Here is a 21,179-nt window from a genome sequence, read left to right as displayed (position 1 = left end):
TACAAGGTTTTCAATCCCGATTGCCATCGGGACTTGCAGGTCAAGATTCCAGTTTTAGGGAAATTTGTCGTGCACCCCTAAACGCTTATACCTATAAATTTATTTAAAAGTATCCTACTACTTACATTCTCATTAATCATTTTCAATTGTTCTAAAACTGACGAGACTGATCAAAAACAAGTCATTGAAGAAGAAGTAAAAGAAGATGATGAGGTGCCACAAGAGAATTATAATTACACTTCGCCGACTAATTATAATCTAAATGTGGTTTATTTTGTACCAAAAGATACACCTATTAGAAAAGACGCACATAGGAGAATAAGCGAAATTATGTTGAGTGGCCAAGCATTTTACAAAAAGTATATGATGGAATATGGCTTTGGAGAAAAAACATTTGGGCTTCTGGTAGATAAAGAAAAGCAGCGCGTTAAGGTAACCTTCATAAATGCCAAATATGGTCTTGCTAGTTACCCATCTGATGGAGGTGGTGCTTCAATGAAAGCAGAGATTAAAGAATATTTTGTAAAAAACCCTAACGAAAAATCTGGCGATCATTTTTTAGTAACGTATCCTGTTGATGATCCTAAAACTGCAGATGCACCATACTATGGAGGTGGTAGGTGGTGCTATGCCTTAGACTATAATGATATGGATGTTAAAAACTTAGGAGTAAGTAGAGACGCAACAGTATATATTGGTGTATGCTTCATGAACTTGGGCATGGTTTAAATTTACCTCACAATAAACAAAAAAAATCTGATGCTTCTTCAGGCAGTAGAGGTACTGCATTAATGGCTAACGGAAACTACACATACGGGAAAGACCCCACTTTTTTAACAAAGGCAAGTTGCGCTATATTAAATAACAATCAAGTGTTCAACAATGTAGACACTCAGTTTTATACTAGTAGTAATGCCACAATTACTGAGTTAAACGCAATATACGCTAATGGAAATATTGATATTTCTGGAGCATTTACAACCGATTCCCCAGTAAATAGTATAAATATTTACCATGATCCAGCTTCTGCAAAAGACTCTTATGATGCAGTATCATGGTCTATAAAAGTTGGAGCTAACAATACATTTAATGCCATTATGCCAATAAATGAGCTTTTTGAAACTGGAGATTCACAATACGTTTTAAGAATTGGATTTAATCACGCATCGGGAAACACTACATATACTTCATATGGTTATAAATTTCTAAATGGTATTCCTGTTATAGATTTAGGTGAAAAAGAATACTTAAACAAATCAAAATGGCGTGTTGTTAGTTTTAATTAAGAACACTCTAGTGGAGGAGAAAATACAGGTTTAGCTAATGCTATTTTGGATAATGATAAAAATACATACTGGCATTCATGTTATAGTGGAGCGTGTACAAATGATAATTATCCTTATAATATTTCTATTGATACAGATGCTATGATAACAGTTAATGGTTTTGCATTTACGCAAAGACAAAATTTAAGCAGATCCATAAAAGACATTGAGATACTGACTAGTGAAGATAACACAACATGGAGTAGCCTTGGTAATTTCACACTACTTAATTCAAGTAATGTTCAAAATATTACACTAGATAATCAAGCTACGTTTCGATATTTTAAAATCATTGCTAAAACTTCTAATGATGGAAATAGATTTGCATCTTTAGCAGAATTTTACTGCTATTAAAACCTATTAGGGAATATTATTTGGTTTTCTTAGAAGAAATTAAATACTCCTGTTTTCAATCTAATTTTGTAGATTATTAAAATAGGAGTGTTTTTAATATAAAATATTTTGAAAATAATTACATCCAATGAAAAACCATGATTTTGATGCCATAGTGATTGGTACTGGGATTTCTGGTGGATGGGCCGCCAAGGAACTTTGTGAAGGTGGGCTTAAAACACTGGTGCTCGAAAGGGGAAGAAATGTAGAGCACAGTAAAGATTATAAAACTGCAGATTTAGATCCTTATGAAATGGATTTTAGAGGAAGGCTTTCTACTGAAGAATTAGAAAAACAGTTTAAGCAAGTCAGGACCGGGTTTGTACAAAATCAAGCTCACAATCATTGGTTTGTTAACGATTTAGAACACCCATATAACGAAACCAAAAGATTTGATTGGATAAGAGGTTACCATGTTGGTGGGCGTTCCCTAACTTGGGGAAGACAAGCTTTAAGGCTTAGTGATTTAGATTTTAATGCCAACAAAAAAGAAGATATTGCCGTTGATTGGCCTATACGCTATAAAGACATAGAGCCATGGTACACGCACATTGAGAAATTTATTGGAGTTAGTGGTGAGTCTTTAAATTTACCACAATTACCAGATGGCTATTTTTCTCCCCCAATGGAACTAAATTGTGTTGAAAAAGAATTCAAAAATAAAATTAAAAATTTATATAAAGACAGACATTTAACCATTGGAAGATTTGCTAATATAACAGGAGAAAATTATCATAAAAACAGGCATACTTGTGCTTATAGAAACCGTTGCATGAGAGGTTGTCCATTGGGAGGATATTTTAGTAGCAATTCTTCAACTTTACCAGCAGCCAATAGTACTGGAAATATGACTTTAAGACCAAATTCCATAGCTTATGAAATCATTTATGATGATGACAAAAAAAAGCCACTGGTGTTAAAGTGATTGATGCGATAACTAAAGAAAAATTGATTTTTAATGCTAAAGTTATTTTTTGTTGTGCTTCTACTATTGCTTCTACTAGTATTTTAATGCAGTCCAAATCCAAACGATTTCCTAATGGACTTGGCAATGATTGTGGTGAGTTAGGACACAACTTAATGGATCATCACTTCAAAGTAGGCGCTACAGCAGAATACAATGGTTTTGAAGGTATAAAATATATAAATAACCGTCCTGCAAGTTTTCATATTCCTCGCTTTCAAAATCTTGGTGATAGTGATTCTAAAAAAGAATTCTTAAGGGGCTATTCTTTTCAGGGTTCGGCAAGTAGAGGTAATTGGCACTCTTTTATAGGATTGTGTTTCTTGATAAGTTCTGACTTAATCAAGATCTCAAGCTTAGCGGAACTAATATCAACTCCTGCTTTAGCCAACTCTATAATTAAAGAGTTCACATTGAGATAATGCCATGTTTTTTTCCCTTTCAATGATATCTGAAAATCATGTGATATTTCATTATAAAAAATATCATATTTCGAACATAGATATTCATAGGTATAATCATAAATTGTTTTCTTTTTGGGGTCTTTAACTAGGTAAAGCCCATTGTTTGTTGATGCCATGTTATACAGTCTAGCAAACGGCAAAAAGTGTTGCCATTTAATTAAAAAAATGTTTTTGGAAATTGGATTTCTTTAGCTTCTTTTATTTCTAAAAGTGTATGCAATGGCTTCCGCTTCAATCTCATTTTTAGATTTACGTCTATTTTGTAGTAACCATTCCACGAGTTTACTTTTCTCGAAAAAGAGCATTTTTCCATTGGGTTTAGAGTGTGGTATTCTTCCCGAAGCTGTTAGTTTATATAAGTAGCTTCTGGATATGCCTGTGTAGTCACTAGCTTCATCAAAGGTCAAGACCTCTTTGCTACCTATGAGTAGTTTTTCCAGACGATCCAGTCGTTCAAGAATTAAAATAGTGTCCATTTTTATTGTTTTTTAGATTAATAAAATGAACAAAAGCGCTTTTGCTTTCCCTTATGGGATTATGGAAATAAAGGTAGAAAATGTGGCTGTTGAAAGAAAAAATAAAATAGTTTAGTTATACACAAATAATTGATATACAACAAATTAAACCAAACTAGGTCAAAATTATTGGCATTTTTGGCACGTAATTTTTTTTTGGGGTCAGATGAATACAAATGGCAACAAATTTAATGTACAAAAAACTGACATTTTAATGCAGTTTTTGAGTTATTAACAATGGAAATCAAGGATTTTGGTAAATGGTGGGATTTGAAAACGCAGAAATTTTAAATATTAGAAATTTTTAAAGCAGGAATGCTGTTTGCAGCCTCTTTCATTTTAGTATCAATTATTTTAGCATAAATCTGGGTCGTCCTTATCTCTTTATGCCCTAGCCTTTTTGAAACCGTATAAATATCAGCGCCATTTTCTAATAATAGTACGGCATTTGTATGTCTAGCACTATGAAATGTAATGTGCTTAGAAATACCAGCTCGCATACACCACTTTAAAATTTCTGCATTAAAATGAGCTCCATACTTGAGGCCTTTAAAAACTTTATCATTATTACCACCTCTTTCGCCTAATAAGTCTCTAGCCTGTTGTGAAATATATAAATATTCAATTCCATCTGTTTTTTTCTGTCTGAAGATTATTCGATAATTTTCTTCCTCTTCTCTTACTTCAGACCATTTTAATTTATTAATATCACTCCAACGAAGTCCCGTAAGACAACTAAATATAAAAGCTTGTTTTAAAACGGCATGTTTACATGTCGTTTCACTTAATGCTTGTAATTCAGAATGTGTTAGGTATTCTCTGGTAGATTCGCCTTGAGTAAAACCTTTGACTGATTTTACCACATCAACATTTAAATAGCCTCCAACATATGCTTCCCTTAATACCGCTCGCAGTTTATTGAAATAGGTATATTTGGTGTTTTGGGATAATAGCGTATCTCCATTAGTCAGAGCTTTTTTATCAAGATATTTTTTAAACCCCTTTAAAAACTTTTCATCCACCTCTTTAAGTGAAAGGTGCGCCGGACAATAGCGTTCTAAATGTTTTAGGGCAGCCTCCCAATTGTCATAATTACCTTTACTTTCATTCCTATCTTCCTTGAGCTTGTTATAATAATCCAATAATAAAACTTTTCCTTTATTGTTGTCCTCAATATTGAATTTACCCTTAATTAACGCCGCTTTTTTAAGCGTTAGAATATTTTTTGCAAGTTGTAATGATTCTTTATTTTCAGTTTTTTCTGCTGCGTTAGATGGATTTTGATGAAGATATAGTTGTAGATACTCAAAACTACGGTCATGGATGGTCTTACCTTTGTTATCGATAGAATAGCCATTGTAATATTCCAAATATAAACTGTAGCGTCCAGATGTAAGTTTTCTTTTTTTTAGACTTATTTTCATGACTTGTTGTTTATCAAAAGTTAAACTAAATTGGTTATGACTTGAAAAGCTCGTCGATATGGGAGCGTTTAACCCTGATATTCCTTTCTCCAAAGTTAATCGCTTTGATGTTACCATTCTTGATATTTCTATATACTGTTTTTTCGGAACATCTTAATAGAACCGAAACTTCCTTTACAGTCAAATAATCCAACATTCTTATTTTTTGAACCTCCAAAGTAATTTTCTCGACAGTTTCATTATTACTCTTTGAAATGTTAGCCTTTTTAGATTTTTCTTTATAATGCCTACTGTTGCATTTGTGGGAACAATATTGAGTTTTGGTTGTTCTTGCTGTAAATTCCACTTTACAGTATTCACAAATTCTTTGAACATAGATATTGGTACTCATAGAAATTAAATTTTAAAGAGTCCTTGGCAGTTCTAAATAGCTATAAGAAGCTTTAAGCAACCCTAGTTGACATTTTTGGAGAAATTACCAAGATATGGTGTAAAATTTACACCATGACATAAATATAATCCATAAAGTTGTAAAAATGGTGTAAAAATTGAACAAAAATAAGTAAAAATAAGAAAGGTTCAGAAAAATGAAAAAATACAAATAATTGATTTAGTGGTATTTAACATCAATTAGCATCAAATAAAATGGGAATCTATTTGCCGATGCAGAAATTAGCAAAAATATTACCCAACAAATCATCATTGGTAATCTCCCCGGTTATCTCTCCAAAATGATAAAGTGCCTGCCTAATATCAATCGCCAATAAATCTCCGGACAAACCAGATTCCAGTCCATGCTTTACATTGTCCACTTCATCCAAAGCTTTTAATAAAGAGTCGTAATGTCTTGAATTTGTTACGATAGTGTCATTATTGCGTAAAGCGCCTGTATTTACAAAATCGAGCAAAGTATCTTTAAATTCTTGAACCCCTTGACCCGTTTTGGCAGAAATAAATTGGACATTTTCTATTTTAGATTTACGATTTACCAAAGACGATTTAAGGTTTTGAATGTCTTCTTCAGAAAGCATATCCATCTTATTGAAAACTATAATAAGATTTTTAAGCGGATATTTATTTTTAATTTTTTTAATTTCCTTTAGCGCGTCAGAGGAGATTCCCCCTTTGGGGGCTAGGGGGCTGGGACTTATGTAAACTACCACCTGCGCTTGTTCAATCTTCTCGAAGGTTTTTCTAATACCAATACTCTCAACCACATCTTTGGTTTCTCTAATCCCTGCAGTATCAATAAATCTAAAACCAATTCCTCCAATGGAAATCTCATCCTCAATAGTATCCCGCGTGGTGCCTGCAATTTCTGAAACGATGGCGCGCTCTTCATTTAAAAGAGCATTTAAAAGGGTGGACTTCCCAACATTTGGCTCGCCCACAATGGCTACGGGAATACCATTTTTTATCACATTCCCCACCGCAAAACTATCTATCAATCGTTTTAAAACAAAACTGATGCGCTCTGTTAAATCCTTAAACTGGGTTCTGTCCGCAAACTCCACATCTTCCTCGGCAAAATCCAGTTCCAGTTCAATTAAGGATGCAAAATTCAAAAGTTCTTCTCTAAGCTTTGCTATTTCAGATGAAAACCCACCACGCATTTGTTGCATCGCTATTTGATGGCTTGCTTCGTTATCCGAAGAAATCAAATCGGCAACTGCCTCGGCTTGACTTAAATCCAGTTTTCCATTTAAAAAAGCACGCAGGGTAAACTCGCCTGCCGTTGCCATTCTGCAACCCTTCCGAAGAAATAATTGTATGATTTCCCGTTGGATATAATTGGAACCATGGCACGAAATTTCCACCACATGTTCGCCAGTATAGGAATTCGGATTTTTAAAAACCGACACCAACACCTCGTCAATGGTTTTTTTTCCATCCATAATATGCCCTAAATGAATGGTATGTGTTTTTTGGTCGCTAAGCGACTTTTGGCTTTTTACAGATTTAAAACAACTATCCGCAATAGAAATGGCATCGTTTCCAGACAACCGAACAACAGCAATGGCACCCGCGCCCGAGGGTGTTGCCAATGCGACGATGGTATCGTGGTAAATCATGGATTAAACTAAATAAATACCATCAGGTTTAAGGTCAATTTGTTTTTGTTTATACAAAGACCCTATGGCTTTTTTGAAATTCTTTTTGCTCATTTGAAGCATTTCCTTAATGGCTTCAGGACTCGATTTATCGGTCAAATTCAAATACCCACTATTGTCGTGAAGTTCGTGCAGGATACGTTCGGCATTCGGTTCAATGTTTCTATACCCTATTTGCCCAAGGGCAATATCCAATTTATTTCCTGGACGAATCTTTTTAACAATACCCTTTAACCTATCGCCGACGCTTAAATCCGTAAAAATGCTATCCTTATAAATTAAACCTGCGTGTATTTTGTTTACAATAACGTTCATACCAATGTCCGATGGATGCGACACGATCAAATCCACCTCGTCAAACTCACTAACCGTAAGCACTTTATTGTCCAAAAAGCTATTGGTTTTACTGGAAGCCGCTAGCCTGCCCGTTTTTTCATCCAAATAGCAATACACCAAATACCAGCCTTTAGGTTTCATGCTAAAGGCTTGCTCCTTAAACGGACAAAACAGTTCCTTTACCAAGCCCCAATCTAAAAAAGCGCCATATTCGGTAACGGCATTACAGCGCAACAACGCAAACTCCCCAACCTTAATATAGGGCATATCGGTAGTGGCAACGGGCCTTTCTTCATTATCCAAATACACAAAAACGTCCAATTTGTCCCAAATTTTAAAAGTTTCCGGCACATAGCGGTTAGGTAATAAAACCTCATTCTCCTCATCATCAACTAAATATGCCCCATGATCTGTTTCACGAAGTATTTCCAATGTGTTAATTCGCCCAATTTTTATCATGCCGCAAAGATAATAATATTCATCTTAGGTTTTTAAATAAATGCATTAGGCGCGCGCAAAGGCATAAAATAGGTTATAGGGGAAAAAGCCCATTTGAAAACTTACCGAAGCCTGAAATACTTCCTGATCATTACCGAAATATCTTGCGAAACATCCAATTTCAAAATAGACAAAACATAGATTATAGTCACCAAAAATGTTTTTAATGCAATATTGATTATGGGATGAAACGGAAATTCCCAAAAATAAAAAAATAAGGCACAGGCAACAATCAATGTTAAAACCACGCCTGTATTTCTATCAAAAGGTGTCATATTAAACTTAGCCTTCACAAAGTAAATTTTAATGGTATTATATATTGAAATGGCCAAAAATGTCGCAAAAGCTGAACCATTTATACCAAACATGGGGATAAACAATATATTAAGAATTACCGTCAACACCGTTAAGATAACACCAAACAATAACACCACTCGGTAATAATCGCTATTAAACAACACTACATTGTTACAACCCATTAAGCAATCGTACAGTTTTGCAATGCCCACTAAAAAAACCACCAGCAATCCGCCACTAAACTGTTTAGGAATCAACATATAAAGCGCATTGATATTGATTAAAATAATGAGGAAAATAAATCCGCCTATAATGAACAAGGTTTGCGAACTTCTTACGTATAAATCTTTAAGGGCCACTTGGTTTTTATCGTTTAAATATTGCGCTGTTAACGGTTGAAGTATTTGTTGCATAGAACGCGAAGGCACGACAATAACCGTAGCAATATAAATGGCCACCCCGTAATACGCTACTTCTTGAATGGGAATGTATAATCCCAGCATAAACGAATCGATATCCAAAATAACAGTGGCAATAGAACCTGCGATGATGATTAATGCTGAATATTTCAAAATAGCGCTCAAGCCTTCAATCTTATAAAATTTAATAACAGGAAATTTCACGCTAAACGCATATAATTGCATAATTATCGTGCGGATGATGTGCAAAACCACCACTCCAACAACAAACTGCTCTACGTCTATCCATTTAAAATAAACCGCAAACAAAAGTAGCATCACACCCACTCTATGGAATACTTCTTTCATAAAGTTGCCAAAAACCGTTTGCAGTTGGGTTTTGGACCAAGCAAAAAACACCTCAAAGTAGGCCATCGCCATGGCGGTAACGTATATGTACCATACATAATCTTTTACAATGGTGTTTTTTTGGGACAGCAATTCACCAATGGCTCCATAAGTAAAAAAACCTATAAAACCAATTGGAATGATAAGCGCCAACGGCAAAAAAAGCATCAAGGTCAAAAAACTATTTAACGAGTTTTTGGTTTTAAAAGCAGCATAGAATTTTATAATGGTATTGTGGGCTCCAAAAGCCATAAGTGGCATGATAATATTGGCGGTGCTCATTAAAAATGCCACTAGACCATAATACACATCGCTAATAAAATAGGTATATAAAAACAAAGTGTTAAGTGCCCCTATGCCAAAACCTAGGTACGTGAACACGGTGTTTTTAAAAGATTGGTTGGTTACAATTCCCATTATAGTAATTTCGACAAGGCTTCAGTCAGCGATTTTCTACTATACTTTTGCAATCCAATTGGATATATCTGTAAAGCGTTATTTTGAAATGCCTTATAGTGCTCTAAGATACTTCTTTTTAAAGAATCCTGGTCTTCATAATTAAAGTAGTTGCCTGTATTGGTTTCCGTGATTATTTTTTGGACATCAGAACCCTTTGGGCCCATGGCAATGATTGGTCTGTTTGAAACCATATACTCAAATAATTTGCCAGGGATGATACACTTGGTTTCTTCCGAATTTATTTCCACCAACAACAATAATTGAGATTTTCTTTGAAACATAATAGCCTCTTTATGTGATACATATCCAACATTATTTATATAGCTACTTAAATTATATTTTTTTGCGGAATGAAGCACGGAATCACTCACAAACCCAATAAAATTAAGCTGAAAATCTTTTGAAAACGAATCATTTTCAGCAATCAATTGGCTTAAAACCTTCCATAAGATTTCTGGATTTCTTTTGGATAATAACGACCCAATATGCGACAGGGTAAACCTTGAATCCATCTGAAAAGCATCAACCGATTCCTTGTCATAACCATTGGTAATGACTTCTATGGGCTGCTGGGTCAATTGCTGAAACTCTTTTTTAGTCGTGAAACTGGTCACTATTATTTGGTCGGCAGTAGTTAAAACCTGCTTTTCCAATGTTTTGTGCTTTGCTTTTGAAGATTCGGTCAGTTTTAGTTGCTTATGGTATCCAATGGTCGTCCATGGGTCTCTAAAATCGGCAATCCACTTCACTCCCAACCGTTCTTTCAATTGCAAACCAATAAGATGCAGACTGTGTGGTGGGCCTGTTGTGATGATGGTTCCAATATTTTCTTTTTGGATATATTCTGAAAGAAATTCCACAGAAGGCTTGACCCACCCGATTCGGGCATCGGGAATAAAATAATTTCCACGCACATAAAGCATTGCTTTTTCAATAAGATTTTGCTTTTTTCCCTCAGAAATAATGCCTTTACTAATGGTTTTTGAGGATTTTTTAGAAAACAGACCGGCTAATTTATATGGCTCTTTAATAGGTTGTTTTAAAATCGTTACGCTTTCAGGAACTTCAGAGTTTAAACTTTCATCAATTAAGGGGTAACTTGGGTTTTCTGGAATGTAAACAATGGGCTCTATATTGAAATCTGGCAAATATTTTACGAATTTCAACCAACGTTGCACTCCTGGACCTCCTGCTGGTGGCCAATAATAGGTTATTATGAGTGCTTTTTTTTTGCTCATTTTCTCATTCCCTCGCAGGCGGGAATCTTATGATTGAAACTAAAATATTATAAAATGGATTCCTGCTTTCGCAGGAACTTCAACTATTTCTGCCTAAACCCATAAAACAAACCACCAAGCAATAACAACCCAAGTAAAATAGAGCTTGCCAACGCAATACGGCTTCCTGTTTTTACAACATCTGGGTCGAACTTAAATTCAATCGTATGCTTTCCGGCGGGCAGTTCCATGCCCCTCAAGGTGTAATTAACACGTATATGGCTTGCTTCTTTTCCATCTATAAACGTTTTCCAACCGCTTTTATAATAGATTTCAGAAAACACAGCAAACCCTTTATTTGAATTATTCGATTGATATTTTAGATAGTTTGGCTTGTATGAAACCAATTTTATGGTTGCTAACGAACCAACTTGATAACTGTTTATCCCATTATCAAATCCCTTTTGACTGGTATAAACCGCTTTGTTTTTAGTGTCCAAACTATCCAACGCTTTAATTTCCTCGTTAGCAGAACCAACACGTTTCAATTCTTTTACAAACCAAGCATGGCCATTGGCATCTTCATTAGGGTAAGGAAATACATTTCCTTTATCATCTTGTGCAATCAAATATTTGGTGTTCAACATATTAAGAACGTTGATATTGTTTTTCGACACATAAAAATCGAACACATCGCTGTAGCGTTTTAATTCAGCTGCATTATACCCGTTTAATGAATTATGAAAATAGGATGGTTTTGCGGCGCCTCCCACTAAATCGAAAACCCGGTAATAGCCTGTGTCCTTTAAAATCTCTTTATCTGCTGCATTGGCTTCAAAAGGTTGGTTTACCTGAATGGCCGATACAAAATCATCATTGTTCACATAACGTCTATCAACGCCTACCAAATCAAAAAGAATAAGTGCCCCAAAAGAGACAATGACCCATTTTTCTTGAAGTTTGTTCTTTAAAAACAAATAGATAACACCTGCCGAAAGCACTACCAAAACCAATGTTCTTAAGGTGTCCATCGTAAAAATGGCCTTTCTATCCTCTATAAGGGCATCAACAAATTCTGGTCCGTAACTTTGGCGGTAAAAACCATCGTTAACACCAACAAAATCAAATAATGACGATTTGAAAAGCAAAAACACCAAAGCAAGTCCGCCAGTAATTATAGAAGCGTATTTTAAAGCCTTTAGTTTTTCCTCTTTCTTCTCAAAATTATTAAATAACCGTACCAATCCGAAAATTGCCAACACAGGAATGCACAATTCCAAAAGCACCTGAATGGAAGTTACAGCCCTAAATTTGTTATAAAGTGGTACATAATCAATAAAAAAATCGGTTAAAAACCCGAGGTTTTTTCCGTAGGACAATAATAATGAAAACAAAGAACCTCCAACTAGCCACCATTTTAAGCGTCCTTTTACCAAGAATAAAGCAAAAACAAACAAAAACAAAACAACCGCTCCAATATATGCAGGTGCTTCCACAATAGGTTGGTCGCCCCAATACATGGGTGCGCGTTTCGATTCTTGAAATGCTTGCGAGGTGGTGGCGCCTAACTGCCTAAAGGCTTCGTAGGTTGCCGAATCTTTACCGACATCCTCACCGTTGCCTCCTCCCAAAAAGCGAGGAATAAACAAATTAAACGTTTCCCAATAGCCATAACTAAACTGGGTAATATAATCTTTATCCAAACCCGAAGTCATTTCCTTTGGCGAGCCATCAGGGTTTATGGTCAGCTCACTTTTTCCACGGATGCTTTCTTTTACATATTCTTTGGTTGCAAGTACGCTGGTTGCGTTTAAAGCAATCGCCAAAATTACAGCAGCCACTAAAATTCCAACCGATTTAAAATAATGAGGCAATAGGTTCTTTTTGTAAGCATCAATTAAATACGCAATTCCTAAAATAATGACCAACAGCATTAAATAATACGTCATTTGAAAATGATTGGCAACTATTTCCAAGCCCATGGCAACCGTTGTAAGTAAAAAACCAGCAATATACTTCCGTTGAAACGTGAGTAGAATGCCACTCAGCACCAACGGCATATAGGCTATGGCATGTGCTTTACTGTTGTGCCCAACCCCCAAAATTATGATTAAATAGGTAGAAAAACCAAAAGCAAATGCGCCAATGGTTGCGAGTTTATAATCGACTTTTAAAACCAATAAAAGAATGTAAAAACCAAATAAATACAAAAACAAATAATCGGCAGGCCGGGGTAAAAACCGCAGTGTTAAATCCAGTTTTTTAATGTAGTTATGTGGGTATTTGGCGCCCAATTGATAGGTTGGCATGCCTGCAAAAGCACTATTGGTCCAATAGGTTTCCTCGCCTGTAGCCTCTCTAAAATCGTTTTGTTGCTTGCTCATGCCAATATATTGCATGATATCGCTTTGGAAAATTTCCTTCCCCTTTAAAACCGGATTAAAATAGGCTAATGAAATTATTACAAAACCCAGTATAACCAGGAAATGCGGAAGAAGCTTTTTTATTGAAAACTGCATGTAATGATATTAAAAAGAATGGATGTGAAATTAGTCAATTTCTTCGTAATCCACATATTCACCAACATCTTTATTTGAAGTTTTTGTGTTTGGCATTTTATCTATGGTTACTTCACCTTCTTTTTTTGGCTGTTGTTGTTGTTGGGGTCTTTGTTGGTTCCCATAGCTATCGGAATGTCCGCCAAACTTTTGTTCCGCTTTTTTGGCAACATATTTTATAAGTAGAGGCGCAAAAAGCCTTGATAGAACCTTAACTCCATAATAAATAACGATTATGATTAAAACTATTCTAACAAAACCAGTTACAGATGCTTGTTGTAACATAAAAATTAATTTTTATACAAAAATACAATTCTGTACGTTTAAAAAACGTTGAAAATTGATAAAAAAAGCATAAAATATCTATATTTGAACAGCCTTAACTTGCTTTTTATTTAAAAATCCGTAAATCCATTGATTTACGATAACCAAATATAGAATTATGAACCCCATCAAATCTACCCTATTCATTGTACTTTTATTAACAACCTACAACACTTTTGCCCAGTACACCGATGTCATCAATTCCAACAGGCCCGGGGTTTCAAGAAGCGCCTTTTCAGTGGGCACCAATGTGGCCCAATTTGAGGTGGGCCCGTATATGATCAAGCAAACACACACTCCTTTGAAGTATGATGTTTCTGGATTTGGTATTGATTTTGCCACACGTTATGGGTTGTTGTTTGAAGAATTGGAATTGAATGTTGAAGGTACTTTTCAAAGTGACACCAAAACATATACCTCGAATATTTCCGTCGAAGATAACCGTGCTAATTTTAAATTCCTCACCGTTGGTGCCAAGTATTTGCTTTATGACCCTTACAAGAATTCTGAAGATGAAAAACCAAACCTATACAGTTGGAAAGCCAACCACCGTTTTAAGTGGAAAACCTTAATTCCCGCCATATCCATATATGCAGGTGCTAATTATGATACTCAAAACAATCCCTACACCGCAGCGGGAATTGAAGGCTTTAGTCCGAAATTCATGATTGCAACGCAACATAATTTTAGCGGCGGCTGGGTATTTGTCATGAATTTTATTAAGGACAGAATAGGTACGGACCAATCTGATTTTCAGTACATCTTAACCTTAACGCATTCTTTAAATCAGAAATGGGTAGTTTTTGGCGAGACACAAGGCATCAAAAGTGATTTTTATGCGGACAATCTTTTTAGATTTGGCGGCGGTTATTTATGGAGCAAAAATTTTCAATTAGATGCCGCTGCAACGTTCAACACCAAAGATACACCCTCTGTATTTGGTGTTAATTTCGGCATGTCCTATCGATTGGATTTCCATAAGGATAAAAAAATAGACAATGGCACTCCAGCCAAAGATGAAGGAGAAAGAACATCCAATAAAAACAAATCGAAAAAATCCACGGAGGTTATGGATGATTACAACAAAAAGCAAAAAAGAAAAGAACAAAAATTCAATTAACTGCCACCCTATTATAAATGATTTCAATCAAAGAACTAAAAACCAAAAGTGATTTAAAGGATTTTGTGAAATTTCCGTTTAAACTCTATAAAGATTCAAAATATTGGGTACCTCCTATTATTAGCGAAGAATTGAAAACATTCAATAAAAAGGAAAACCCCGTTTTTAATGATGCTGAAGCTACCTTGTTCTTGGCTTACAAAAATGGGGAAATCGTGGGTCGGGTAGCGGCCATCATCAATTCGTTGGAAATTAAAAACCCAACCATGAAAAAAATGCGGTTTGGTTGGCTTGATTTTATTGATGATCTGGAAGTTTCGAAAGCACTCTTTAATAAGATTGAAGACATAGGCAGATCGCATAATTTAGTATTCTCTGAAGGTCCTGTAGGATTTTCGAATCTAGATAAAGTAGGCGTTATAACCGAAGGGTTTGATTCCATTGCCCCCATGGTTACTTGGTACAACCATCCATACTATGTAAAACATTATGAAGCTGCAAATTATAAGGTTGAAAAGGCATATACCGAAAGTAGATTTCCTTTTAAAAATGTAAAGCCCGAGTTTTTTTTAAAAGCCCAGGAACTTATAAAAAAACGCTATCAACTTAAAGCATTGGAATTCACTAAAACAGAGGAAGTGATGCCGTATGTTGACAAAATGTTCGATTTGTTTAATGAAAGCTATGCGCTATTGTCCTCTTTTGTGGCCATTACCGATGTTCAAAAAGCCTATTTCAAGAAGAAATTCATCAGTTTTGTAAATCCGGAATATATTAAATTTGTAGTTGATAAAGATGACAATCTTATTGGTTTTGCCATTGTTATGCCCGCCTTTTCCAAAGCCCTTCAAAAAATGAACGGGAAACTGTTTCCGTTTGGATTCAGGCATATTCTTCATGCAAAAAAACATAGTAAGGAGGTTATTTTCTATTTAATTGGCATCCATCCAGACTATCAGAACAAAGGCGTACATGCGGTTATCTTTAATGAATATTACAACACGTTTACTGAAAAAGGGATTGAGACCTGCATTAGAACACCAGAATTGGAAGACAATTATGCCATACACCAAATATGGAAACATTTTGATCCAGAGGTTTATAGACGCAGAAAAACTTTTAGAAAAGATTTATAACAAAAAAGAGCCACAATTTGCGGCTCTTTTTTGTTATAATAAACTTTTAGCAAATTGACCCCTCCGCCTATCGGCACCTCCCCTTGAAAAAAGGGGAGGACTTATTGAAGGGACTTGTAATTAATGATTTTAGTTTTATAAAAAACTTTTAAAAAACTAAAATTATGTTTATTCGCCCATAGCGGCCATTACAGATGCCGACAAGCGTCGGTACGTACCATTTTCCAGTCGGGTTCTAATGGCATCAAAGGCATCTAAAGTCATTTTAATATCTTCTAAGGTATGTGTAGCTGTTGGTATCAATCTCAATAAAATCAATCCTTTAGGTATCACTGGGTAAACCACTATGGAACAGAATATTCCAAAATTTTCGCGCAAATCTTTTACCAACGCCATCGCTTCGGGAATGCTGCCTTTTAAATATACGGGGGTTACGCAACTTTGGGTGGTGCCAATATCAAAACCTCTTTCTTTAAGACCTGATTGCAATGCATTGGTATTTTCCCAAAGTTTGTTTTTTAACTCGGGCATGGTTTTAAGCATTTCCAAACGCTTTCTAGCACCAACAACGAGTTGCATTTGCAACGATTTTGCAAACATCTGGGAACGCAGATTGTATTTTAAATAATCCATGATCTCTTTGTCGCCTGCAATAAAAGCCCCTGTTCCAGCCATAGATTTTGCAAACGTCGCAAAATAGACATCTATCTCATCTTGAACGCCTTGCTCCTCACCGGTTCCAGCACCCGTTTTACCTTGTGTGCCAAAACCATGGGCATCATCTACCAAAAACCTGAAATTATATTTCTTTTTAAGAGCAACAATTTCTTTAAGTCTTCCTTGTTCTCCACGCATTCCAAAAACACCTTCAGAAATAACCAATATACCTCCTCCAGTTTGTTCTGCCATTTTTGTGGCCCTGTCCAGGTTCTTTTCTAAGCTTTCAACATCGTTATGTTTATAAGTAAATCGTTTTCCCATGTGCAAACGCACCCCGTCAATAATACAGGCGTGTGCATCCACATCATAAACAATAATATCGTTTTTATTTACCAAGGCATCAATAGTGGATACCATCCCTTGATAACCAAAGTTTAACAAATAAGCAGCTTCTTTATTAACAAATTCAGCTAACTCCTTTTGAAGTGTTTCGTGCAAACTGGTATGTCCAGACATCATTCTTGCGCCCATGGGGTATGCAGAACCATAATCGGCAGCAGCTTGTGCATCTACTTTACGGATTTCTGGATGATTGGCTAATCCTAAATAATCATTGATACTCCAAGTAATAACATCTTTTCCTTGAAATTTCATTCTGTTGGAAATCTGCCCTTCCAATTTTGGAAACACAAAATACCCTTCAGCTTGAGATGCCCATTTTCCTAACGGACCTTTGTCTTTATAAATTTTTTCGAATAAATCTTTCATTTATTAAACCTTATTGCTATTAAAATTAAGACGTAACTTTAAACTTGAAGTGGCTTTATAAGATATAAAAAACACATCGCTGTGTTTAAAAAATTCAATGAAAGCTTTTTTAGTCCTTAGTCAGTACGTGCAAAATTAAATATTTATATTGTTTGTACATAATTTTTACCGTTCAATTATTTGCTAAATAAAAAAAGAGATGACTTTTTGCTTTAAAAGCAATTATCATCTCCTGCATCATGTAGTAATTATATTATTTTATGTACTCAATAGTTTGGGCCGCGGCTTCATTGATGCTGTCAAAAAAGCCTTGTTCCTGCATCCATTTATCGCTATAAACTTTACTCATATAACGCGACCCATGGTCTGGGAAAATAACCACCACAAAATCGTCCTTTTTAAACGCTCCTTGCTCCCCAAGTTGCTTTAGGGCTTGGGTGGCTGCGCCCGATGTGTAGCCCACAAACAACCCTTCGGTTCTTGCCAACTCCCTTGCTGTATGCGCACTTTCCTCATCTGTTACTTTAACAAATTCATCAATCACGTCAAAATCCGTGGCAGTAGGGATTAAATTTTTCCCCAAGCCTTCAATTCTATACGGATAGATTTCCTTTTCATCAAACTCTCTGGTTTCATGGTACTTTTTGATTACCGAACCAAAAGCATCTACACCAATGACTTTAATATTAGGGTTTTGTTCCTTTAAATATTTTGCAGTACCTGAAATGGTGCCACCGGTACCGCTACAAGCTATTAAGTGTGTAATTTTACCTTCGGTCTGTTTCCAAATTTCCGGGCCTGTAGAAGCGTAGTGTGCATCAATATTTAACTGATTGAAATATTGATTTATGTAAACAGAACCTTTTATTTCACTATGCAGTCTTTTGGCAACTTCGTAGTATGATCTCGGGTCGTCTGCACTTACATGTGCTGGACACACATACACCTTGGCCCCCATGGTTTTTAGCATATCGATCTTATCTGCTGAAGATTTGGAACTGACCGCTAAAACACAATCATATCCTTTTATGATGCTTACCATGGCTATACTAAAACCGGTATTGCCGGAAGTGGTTTCGATAATGGTTGAACCTGGAGTTAAAATTCCTTTTCGCTCTGCTTCATCTATTATATAGGTTGCTATTCTATCTTTTGAGGATTGTCCCGGATTGAAAGATTCTACTTTTGCGTAAAATGTACCCTTGAATTTTGAAGCGACTTTATTAAGTTTAATAAGCGGTGTGTTGCCTACTAAATCCAATACATTATCAAAAACTTGATTTCTGTGTTTCATAAATGCTTTTTAGAAGCTACTGTAATATTAGTAAAAATATTTGTAACTTAAAACCTGACAAAAGTAAAACTTTTTTTTTATTTAACCATGAATTCCTTCTAAATCTAACAAAAAGGCATATTCCAACGCTACTTCCTTTAAACTTTCAAAACGTCCGGAAGCCCCACCATGACCCGCATCCATGTCGGTATGCAATACTAATTTATTGGTGTCGGTTTTTAATTCCCTAAGTTTTGCCACCCATTTGGCAGGTTCCCAATATTGCACTTGCGAATCGTGCAACCCTGTTGTAACCAACATATTAGGGTAGTTTTTTGCTATAACATTATCATAAGGTGAATAGGATTTCATATAATGGTAATATTCCTTTTTATTAGGGTTTCCCCATTCGTCATACTCGCCCGTTGTTAAAGGAATGGTGTCATCGAGCATGGTTGTAACCACATCTACAAAAGGAACCGCTGCTAAAATACCATGGTATAATTCCGGGTTCATATTGATAATGGCGCCCATGAGCATCCCTCCTGCCGAACCTCCATAAGCATATAAATGTTTTGCAGACGTATATTTTTGTTCAATTAAATATTTTGAACAATCTATGAAATCGTAAAACGTGTTTAATTTATGGAGCAGTTTCCCGTTTTCATACCAATCCCTTCCCATATATTCACCCCCGCGAATATGTGCAATGCAGTAAATAAATCCGCGATCCAACAAACTTAACCGGATGCTTGAGAACGACGGATCGATGGTTGAACCATAAGAGCCATAGGCATATTGCAATAACGGACTTGTACCATCTAAAGCAACGCCCTTTTTATAAACCAACGACATGGGCACTTTTACCCCATCGCGTGCGGTAGCCCAAATGCGCTTGGATTCGTAATTTTCTTTTTTAAAGGTGCCACCCAAAACTTCTTGTTCTTTTTTAATGGTGCTTTGCTTCGTTTTAAGATTGTAATCAATCACCGAACTTGGCGAGGTTAAGGAATTATAGCCATAACGCAACACATCACTATCAAAATCTGGGTTATTCCCTATATAAGTTGTGTAGGTTTCGCTATCAAATGGCAAATAATAATCTTCCTTTTTGTCCCAACTCATTATCCGCAGGTTGTTCAGTCCGTTTTCACGCTCATTTACAACTAAGTAATCCTTAAAAATCTCAATATCTTCCAACAAAACTTCTTTTCTATACGGAATAACATCTTTCCAATATTTTTTTTCTGTTTTGGTTTCTCTGGTTTTCTGCAACTTAAAATTAGTAGCACCATCACCATTTGAAATGATATAAAAATGATCTCTATAATGTGCGATACTATATTCCAAATCGCGTTTACGCTTTTGAAATATTTTAAATTCGCTATCGGGCGTATCGGCATTTAAGACCCGATATTCAGAAGAAACCGTGCTTGAAGACCCAATAATGATGTATTTCTTGGATTTTGATTTATAGACAAACGTGTTGAAGGTTTCATCGGCTTCATAAAAAACCTCAATATCCTCTGTTGTTTCAGTATGCAGTTTATGTTTGAATATTTTATGTGAACGCAAGGTCAATGCGTCCTTCATGCAATAAAACAAGGTTTTATTATCATTGGCCCAAGTAGAGCTGCTGGTGGTATTTGGAATTTTATCCGATAAAACTTCGCCAGTAACCAAGTTTTTAATTTGAATGGTATATTGCCTTCTCCCAACGGTATCTGTCGAAAAACTCGCCAAGGTATTATCTGGACTTATGGACATACTTCCTAAATTGAAAAAAACAAGACCTTCAGCCATGTCATTACAATCAAAAAGCACTTCTTCAGGAGCTTCTAAAGACTCTTTTTTTCGTGTATAAACAGGATAATCTTGCCCTTTTTCAAAACGCGTAATATACCAGTAACCGTTAAATTTATAAGGAACCGAGGCGTCATCTTCCTTAATTCTACCTTTCATTTCCTCGAACAAATCCTTTTGAAATGCTTCGGTATGCTGTATCAATTGCTTGGTATAGGCGTTTTCTGCATTCAAATAATCAATCACTTCTGGGTTTTCCTTATCGTTTAACCAATAGTAATTATCTATTCTTAGGTCTTTATGTTTTATTAGTTTTTTTGGTTTTATAGCGGCCCGAGGCGCTTGGATGGAATTTTTCAATGAATTTTTATTCTTAAATTTAGGGACAAAAATATAAAAATTAAATAGCTTTGTAGGAATTTAAAAATTATAAAATTATGTTTGGAGATATGATGGGGATGATGGGTAAACTCAAAGAGACCCAACGCAAGGTTGAAGAAACCAAAAAACGTTTGGATACGGTATTAATTGATGAAAAAAGCAACGATAATAAACTTAAAATCACGTTGACTGCCAATAGAAAAATAAAATCTATTGCTATTGATGAAAGTTTACTTGAAGATAAGGAGCAACTTGAAGATTACTTAATTCGTAACTAATCAGTAGCAAATATATCGGTTTTGCATAAAACAGTGCTTCATTAACAATTTAAGTAATTTTATTAACAT

At 35.5% G+C, this 21,179-nt stretch carries 16 protein-coding genes and 3 pseudogenes; 7 read left to right on the top strand and 12 right to left on the bottom strand.

What is annotated here, in order from left to right:
- Positions 1-330 precede the first annotated feature (330 nt).
- The 4 genes and pseudogenes from ACU1LP_RS17075 to ACU1LP_RS17060 all read left to right on the top strand — a co-directional run.
- Complete coding sequence (locus ACU1LP_RS17075; protein ID WP_445736866.1) at positions 331-729, top strand: hypothetical protein; 399 nt, start codon at positions 331-333, stop codon at positions 727-729.
- Positions 702-1,286 carry a hypothetical protein gene (locus ACU1LP_RS17070; protein ID WP_445736865.1) on the top strand — a complete coding sequence of 195 codons (585 nt, stop codon included), beginning with the start codon at positions 702-704 and terminating at the stop codon, positions 1,284-1,286. Before ACU1LP_RS17075 ends, ACU1LP_RS17070 begins: the two co-directional genes overlap by 28 nt.
- 27 nt (positions 1,287-1,313) lie before the next feature.
- Positions 1,314-1,679 (top strand): annotated as a pseudogene (locus tag ACU1LP_RS17065) (discoidin domain-containing protein); the annotation flags it as partial.
- Positions 1,680-1,806: 127 nt separating this feature from the next.
- A pseudogene (locus ACU1LP_RS17060) lies at positions 1,807-2,993 on the top strand (GMC family oxidoreductase N-terminal domain-containing protein); the annotation flags it as partial.
- Positions 2,994-3,334: 341 nt separating this feature from the next.
- Here the strand turns inward: ACU1LP_RS17060 and ACU1LP_RS17055 are convergent.
- From ACU1LP_RS17055 to ACU1LP_RS17015, 9 genes are all read right to left on the bottom strand, one after another.
- On the bottom strand, positions 3,335-3,622 hold the full coding sequence (locus tag ACU1LP_RS17055; RefSeq protein ID WP_445731888.1) for a helix-turn-helix domain-containing protein: 288 nt from the start codon (positions 3,620-3,622) through the stop codon (positions 3,335-3,337).
- Positions 3,623-3,948: 326 nt separating this feature from the next.
- A complete protein-coding gene (locus ACU1LP_RS17050; RefSeq protein WP_445736864.1) occupies positions 3,949-5,202 on the bottom strand; it encodes a tyrosine-type recombinase/integrase in 1,254 nt (417 codons plus the stop codon).
- Positions 5,120-5,476 carry a helix-turn-helix domain-containing protein gene (locus ACU1LP_RS17045; RefSeq protein WP_445733613.1) on the bottom strand — a complete coding sequence of 119 codons (357 nt, stop codon included), beginning with the start codon at positions 5,474-5,476 and terminating at the stop codon, positions 5,120-5,122. The genes ACU1LP_RS17050 and ACU1LP_RS17045 overlap by 83 nt, the downstream gene beginning before the upstream one ends.
- A 262-nt stretch (positions 5,477-5,738) precedes the next feature.
- On the bottom strand, positions 5,739-7,157 hold the full coding sequence (mnmE, locus tag ACU1LP_RS17040) for a tRNA uridine-5-carboxymethylaminomethyl(34) synthesis GTPase MnmE (protein ID WP_445733614.1): 1,419 nt from the start codon (positions 7,155-7,157) through the stop codon (positions 5,739-5,741).
- A 3-nt stretch (positions 7,158-7,160) separates the two neighbouring features.
- Positions 7,161-7,991 (bottom strand): CvfB family protein, encoded by an 831-nt coding sequence (locus ACU1LP_RS17035; RefSeq protein WP_445733615.1) that lies wholly within the window; start codon positions 7,989-7,991, stop codon positions 7,161-7,163.
- Between the two features lie 101 nt (positions 7,992-8,092).
- Positions 8,093-9,550, bottom strand: coding sequence for an oligosaccharide flippase family protein (locus ACU1LP_RS17030; RefSeq protein ID WP_445733616.1), 1,458 nt, complete (start codon positions 9,548-9,550; stop codon positions 8,093-8,095).
- Entirely contained in the window at positions 9,550-10,830 is a 1,281-nt protein-coding gene (locus tag ACU1LP_RS17025) for a glycosyltransferase family 4 protein (protein WP_445733617.1), read from the bottom strand. The genes ACU1LP_RS17030 and ACU1LP_RS17025 overlap by 1 nt, the downstream gene beginning before the upstream one ends.
- 83 nt (positions 10,831-10,913) lie before the next feature.
- Positions 10,914-13,328: a YfhO family protein gene (locus tag ACU1LP_RS17020; RefSeq protein WP_445733618.1), complete on the bottom strand. Its 2,415-nt coding sequence runs from the start codon at positions 13,326-13,328 to the stop codon at positions 10,914-10,916.
- Between the two features lie 30 nt (positions 13,329-13,358).
- Entirely contained in the window at positions 13,359-13,652 is a 294-nt protein-coding gene (locus tag ACU1LP_RS17015; protein WP_445733619.1) for a DUF4834 family protein, read from the bottom strand.
- A gap of 157 nt (positions 13,653-13,809) precedes the next feature.
- On the opposite strand from ACU1LP_RS17015, the gene ACU1LP_RS17010 reads away from it, so the two are divergent.
- Both ACU1LP_RS17010 and ACU1LP_RS17005 read left to right on the top strand, forming a co-directional pair.
- The gene (locus ACU1LP_RS17010) at positions 13,810-14,811 is read left to right on the top strand and encodes a transporter (protein ID WP_445733620.1); all 1,002 of its coding nucleotides are present in this window, start codon (positions 13,810-13,812) and stop codon (positions 14,809-14,811) included.
- Between the two features lie 17 nt (positions 14,812-14,828).
- Positions 14,829-15,947: a GTP cyclohydrolase gene (locus tag ACU1LP_RS17005; protein WP_445733621.1), complete on the top strand. Its 1,119-nt coding sequence runs from the start codon at positions 14,829-14,831 to the stop codon at positions 15,945-15,947.
- Positions 15,948-16,115: 168 nt separating this feature from the next.
- On the opposite strand, the gene ACU1LP_RS17000 is transcribed toward ACU1LP_RS17005, so the two are convergent.
- From ACU1LP_RS17000 to ACU1LP_RS16990, 3 genes are all read right to left on the bottom strand, one after another.
- Positions 16,116-17,375 (bottom strand): aminotransferase class I/II-fold pyridoxal phosphate-dependent enzyme, encoded by a 1,260-nt coding sequence (locus ACU1LP_RS17000; RefSeq protein WP_445733622.1) that lies wholly within the window; start codon positions 17,373-17,375, stop codon positions 16,116-16,118.
- Between the two features lie 253 nt (positions 17,376-17,628).
- Entirely contained in the window at positions 17,629-18,669 is a 1,041-nt protein-coding gene (locus ACU1LP_RS16995) for a PLP-dependent cysteine synthase family protein (RefSeq protein ID WP_445733623.1), read from the bottom strand.
- A gap of 81 nt (positions 18,670-18,750) precedes the next feature.
- Positions 18,751-20,811, bottom strand: coding sequence for a S9 family peptidase (locus ACU1LP_RS16990; RefSeq protein ID WP_445733624.1), 2,061 nt, complete (start codon positions 20,809-20,811; stop codon positions 18,751-18,753).
- A 77-nt stretch (positions 20,812-20,888) separates the two neighbouring features.
- Between ACU1LP_RS16990 and ACU1LP_RS16985 the strand changes: the two are divergent.
- Positions 20,889-21,101 (top strand): annotated as a pseudogene (locus tag ACU1LP_RS16985) (YbaB/EbfC family nucleoid-associated protein); the annotation flags it as partial.
- Positions 21,102-21,179 lie beyond the last annotated feature (78 nt).

This window comes from Mariniflexile sp. (assembly GCF_052728615.1).
Note: the sequence above shows the minus strand (reverse complement) of the source record. Positions and strands in the feature narration are given on the sequence as shown.

Bases quoted from the DNA above. Each gene is read 5' to 3' on its own strand.
- ACU1LP_RS17075 (WP_445736866.1), top strand. From the start codon at position 331: ATGTTGAGTGGCCAAGCATTTTACAAAAAGTATATGATGGAATATGGC.
- ACU1LP_RS17070 (WP_445736865.1), top strand. From the start codon at position 702: ATGCTTCATGAACTTGGGCATGGTTTAAATTTACCTCACAATAAACAA.
- ACU1LP_RS17055 (WP_445731888.1), bottom strand. From the start codon at position 3,622: ATGGACACTATTTTAATTCTTGAACGACTGGATCGTCTGGAAAAACTA.
- ACU1LP_RS17050 (WP_445736864.1), bottom strand. From the start codon at position 5,202: ATGGTAACATCAAAGCGATTAACTTTGGAGAAAGGAATATCAGGGTTA.
- ACU1LP_RS17045 (WP_445733613.1), bottom strand. From the start codon at position 5,476: ATGAGTACCAATATCTATGTTCAAAGAATTTGTGAATACTGTAAAGTG.
- mnmE (WP_445733614.1), bottom strand. From the start codon at position 7,157: ATGATTTACCACGATACCATCGTCGCATTGGCAACACCCTCGGGCGCG.
- ACU1LP_RS17035 (WP_445733615.1), bottom strand. From the start codon at position 7,991: ATGATAAAAATTGGGCGAATTAACACATTGGAAATACTTCGTGAAACA.
- ACU1LP_RS17030 (WP_445733616.1), bottom strand. From the start codon at position 9,550: ATGGGAATTGTAACCAACCAATCTTTTAAAAACACCGTGTTCACGTAC.
- ACU1LP_RS17025 (WP_445733617.1), bottom strand. From the start codon at position 10,830: ATGAGCAAAAAAAAAGCACTCATAATAACCTATTATTGGCCACCAGCA.
- ACU1LP_RS17020 (WP_445733618.1), bottom strand. From the start codon at position 13,328: ATGCAGTTTTCAATAAAAAAGCTTCTTCCGCATTTCCTGGTTATACTG.
- ACU1LP_RS17015 (WP_445733619.1), bottom strand. From the start codon at position 13,652: ATGTTACAACAAGCATCTGTAACTGGTTTTGTTAGAATAGTTTTAATC.
- ACU1LP_RS17010 (WP_445733620.1), top strand. From the start codon at position 13,810: ATGAACCCCATCAAATCTACCCTATTCATTGTACTTTTATTAACAACC.
- ACU1LP_RS17005 (WP_445733621.1), top strand. From the start codon at position 14,829: ATGATTTCAATCAAAGAACTAAAAACCAAAAGTGATTTAAAGGATTTT.
- ACU1LP_RS17000 (WP_445733622.1), bottom strand. From the start codon at position 17,375: ATGAAAGATTTATTCGAAAAAATTTATAAAGACAAAGGTCCGTTAGGA.
- ACU1LP_RS16995 (WP_445733623.1), bottom strand. From the start codon at position 18,669: ATGAAACACAGAAATCAAGTTTTTGATAATGTATTGGATTTAGTAGGC.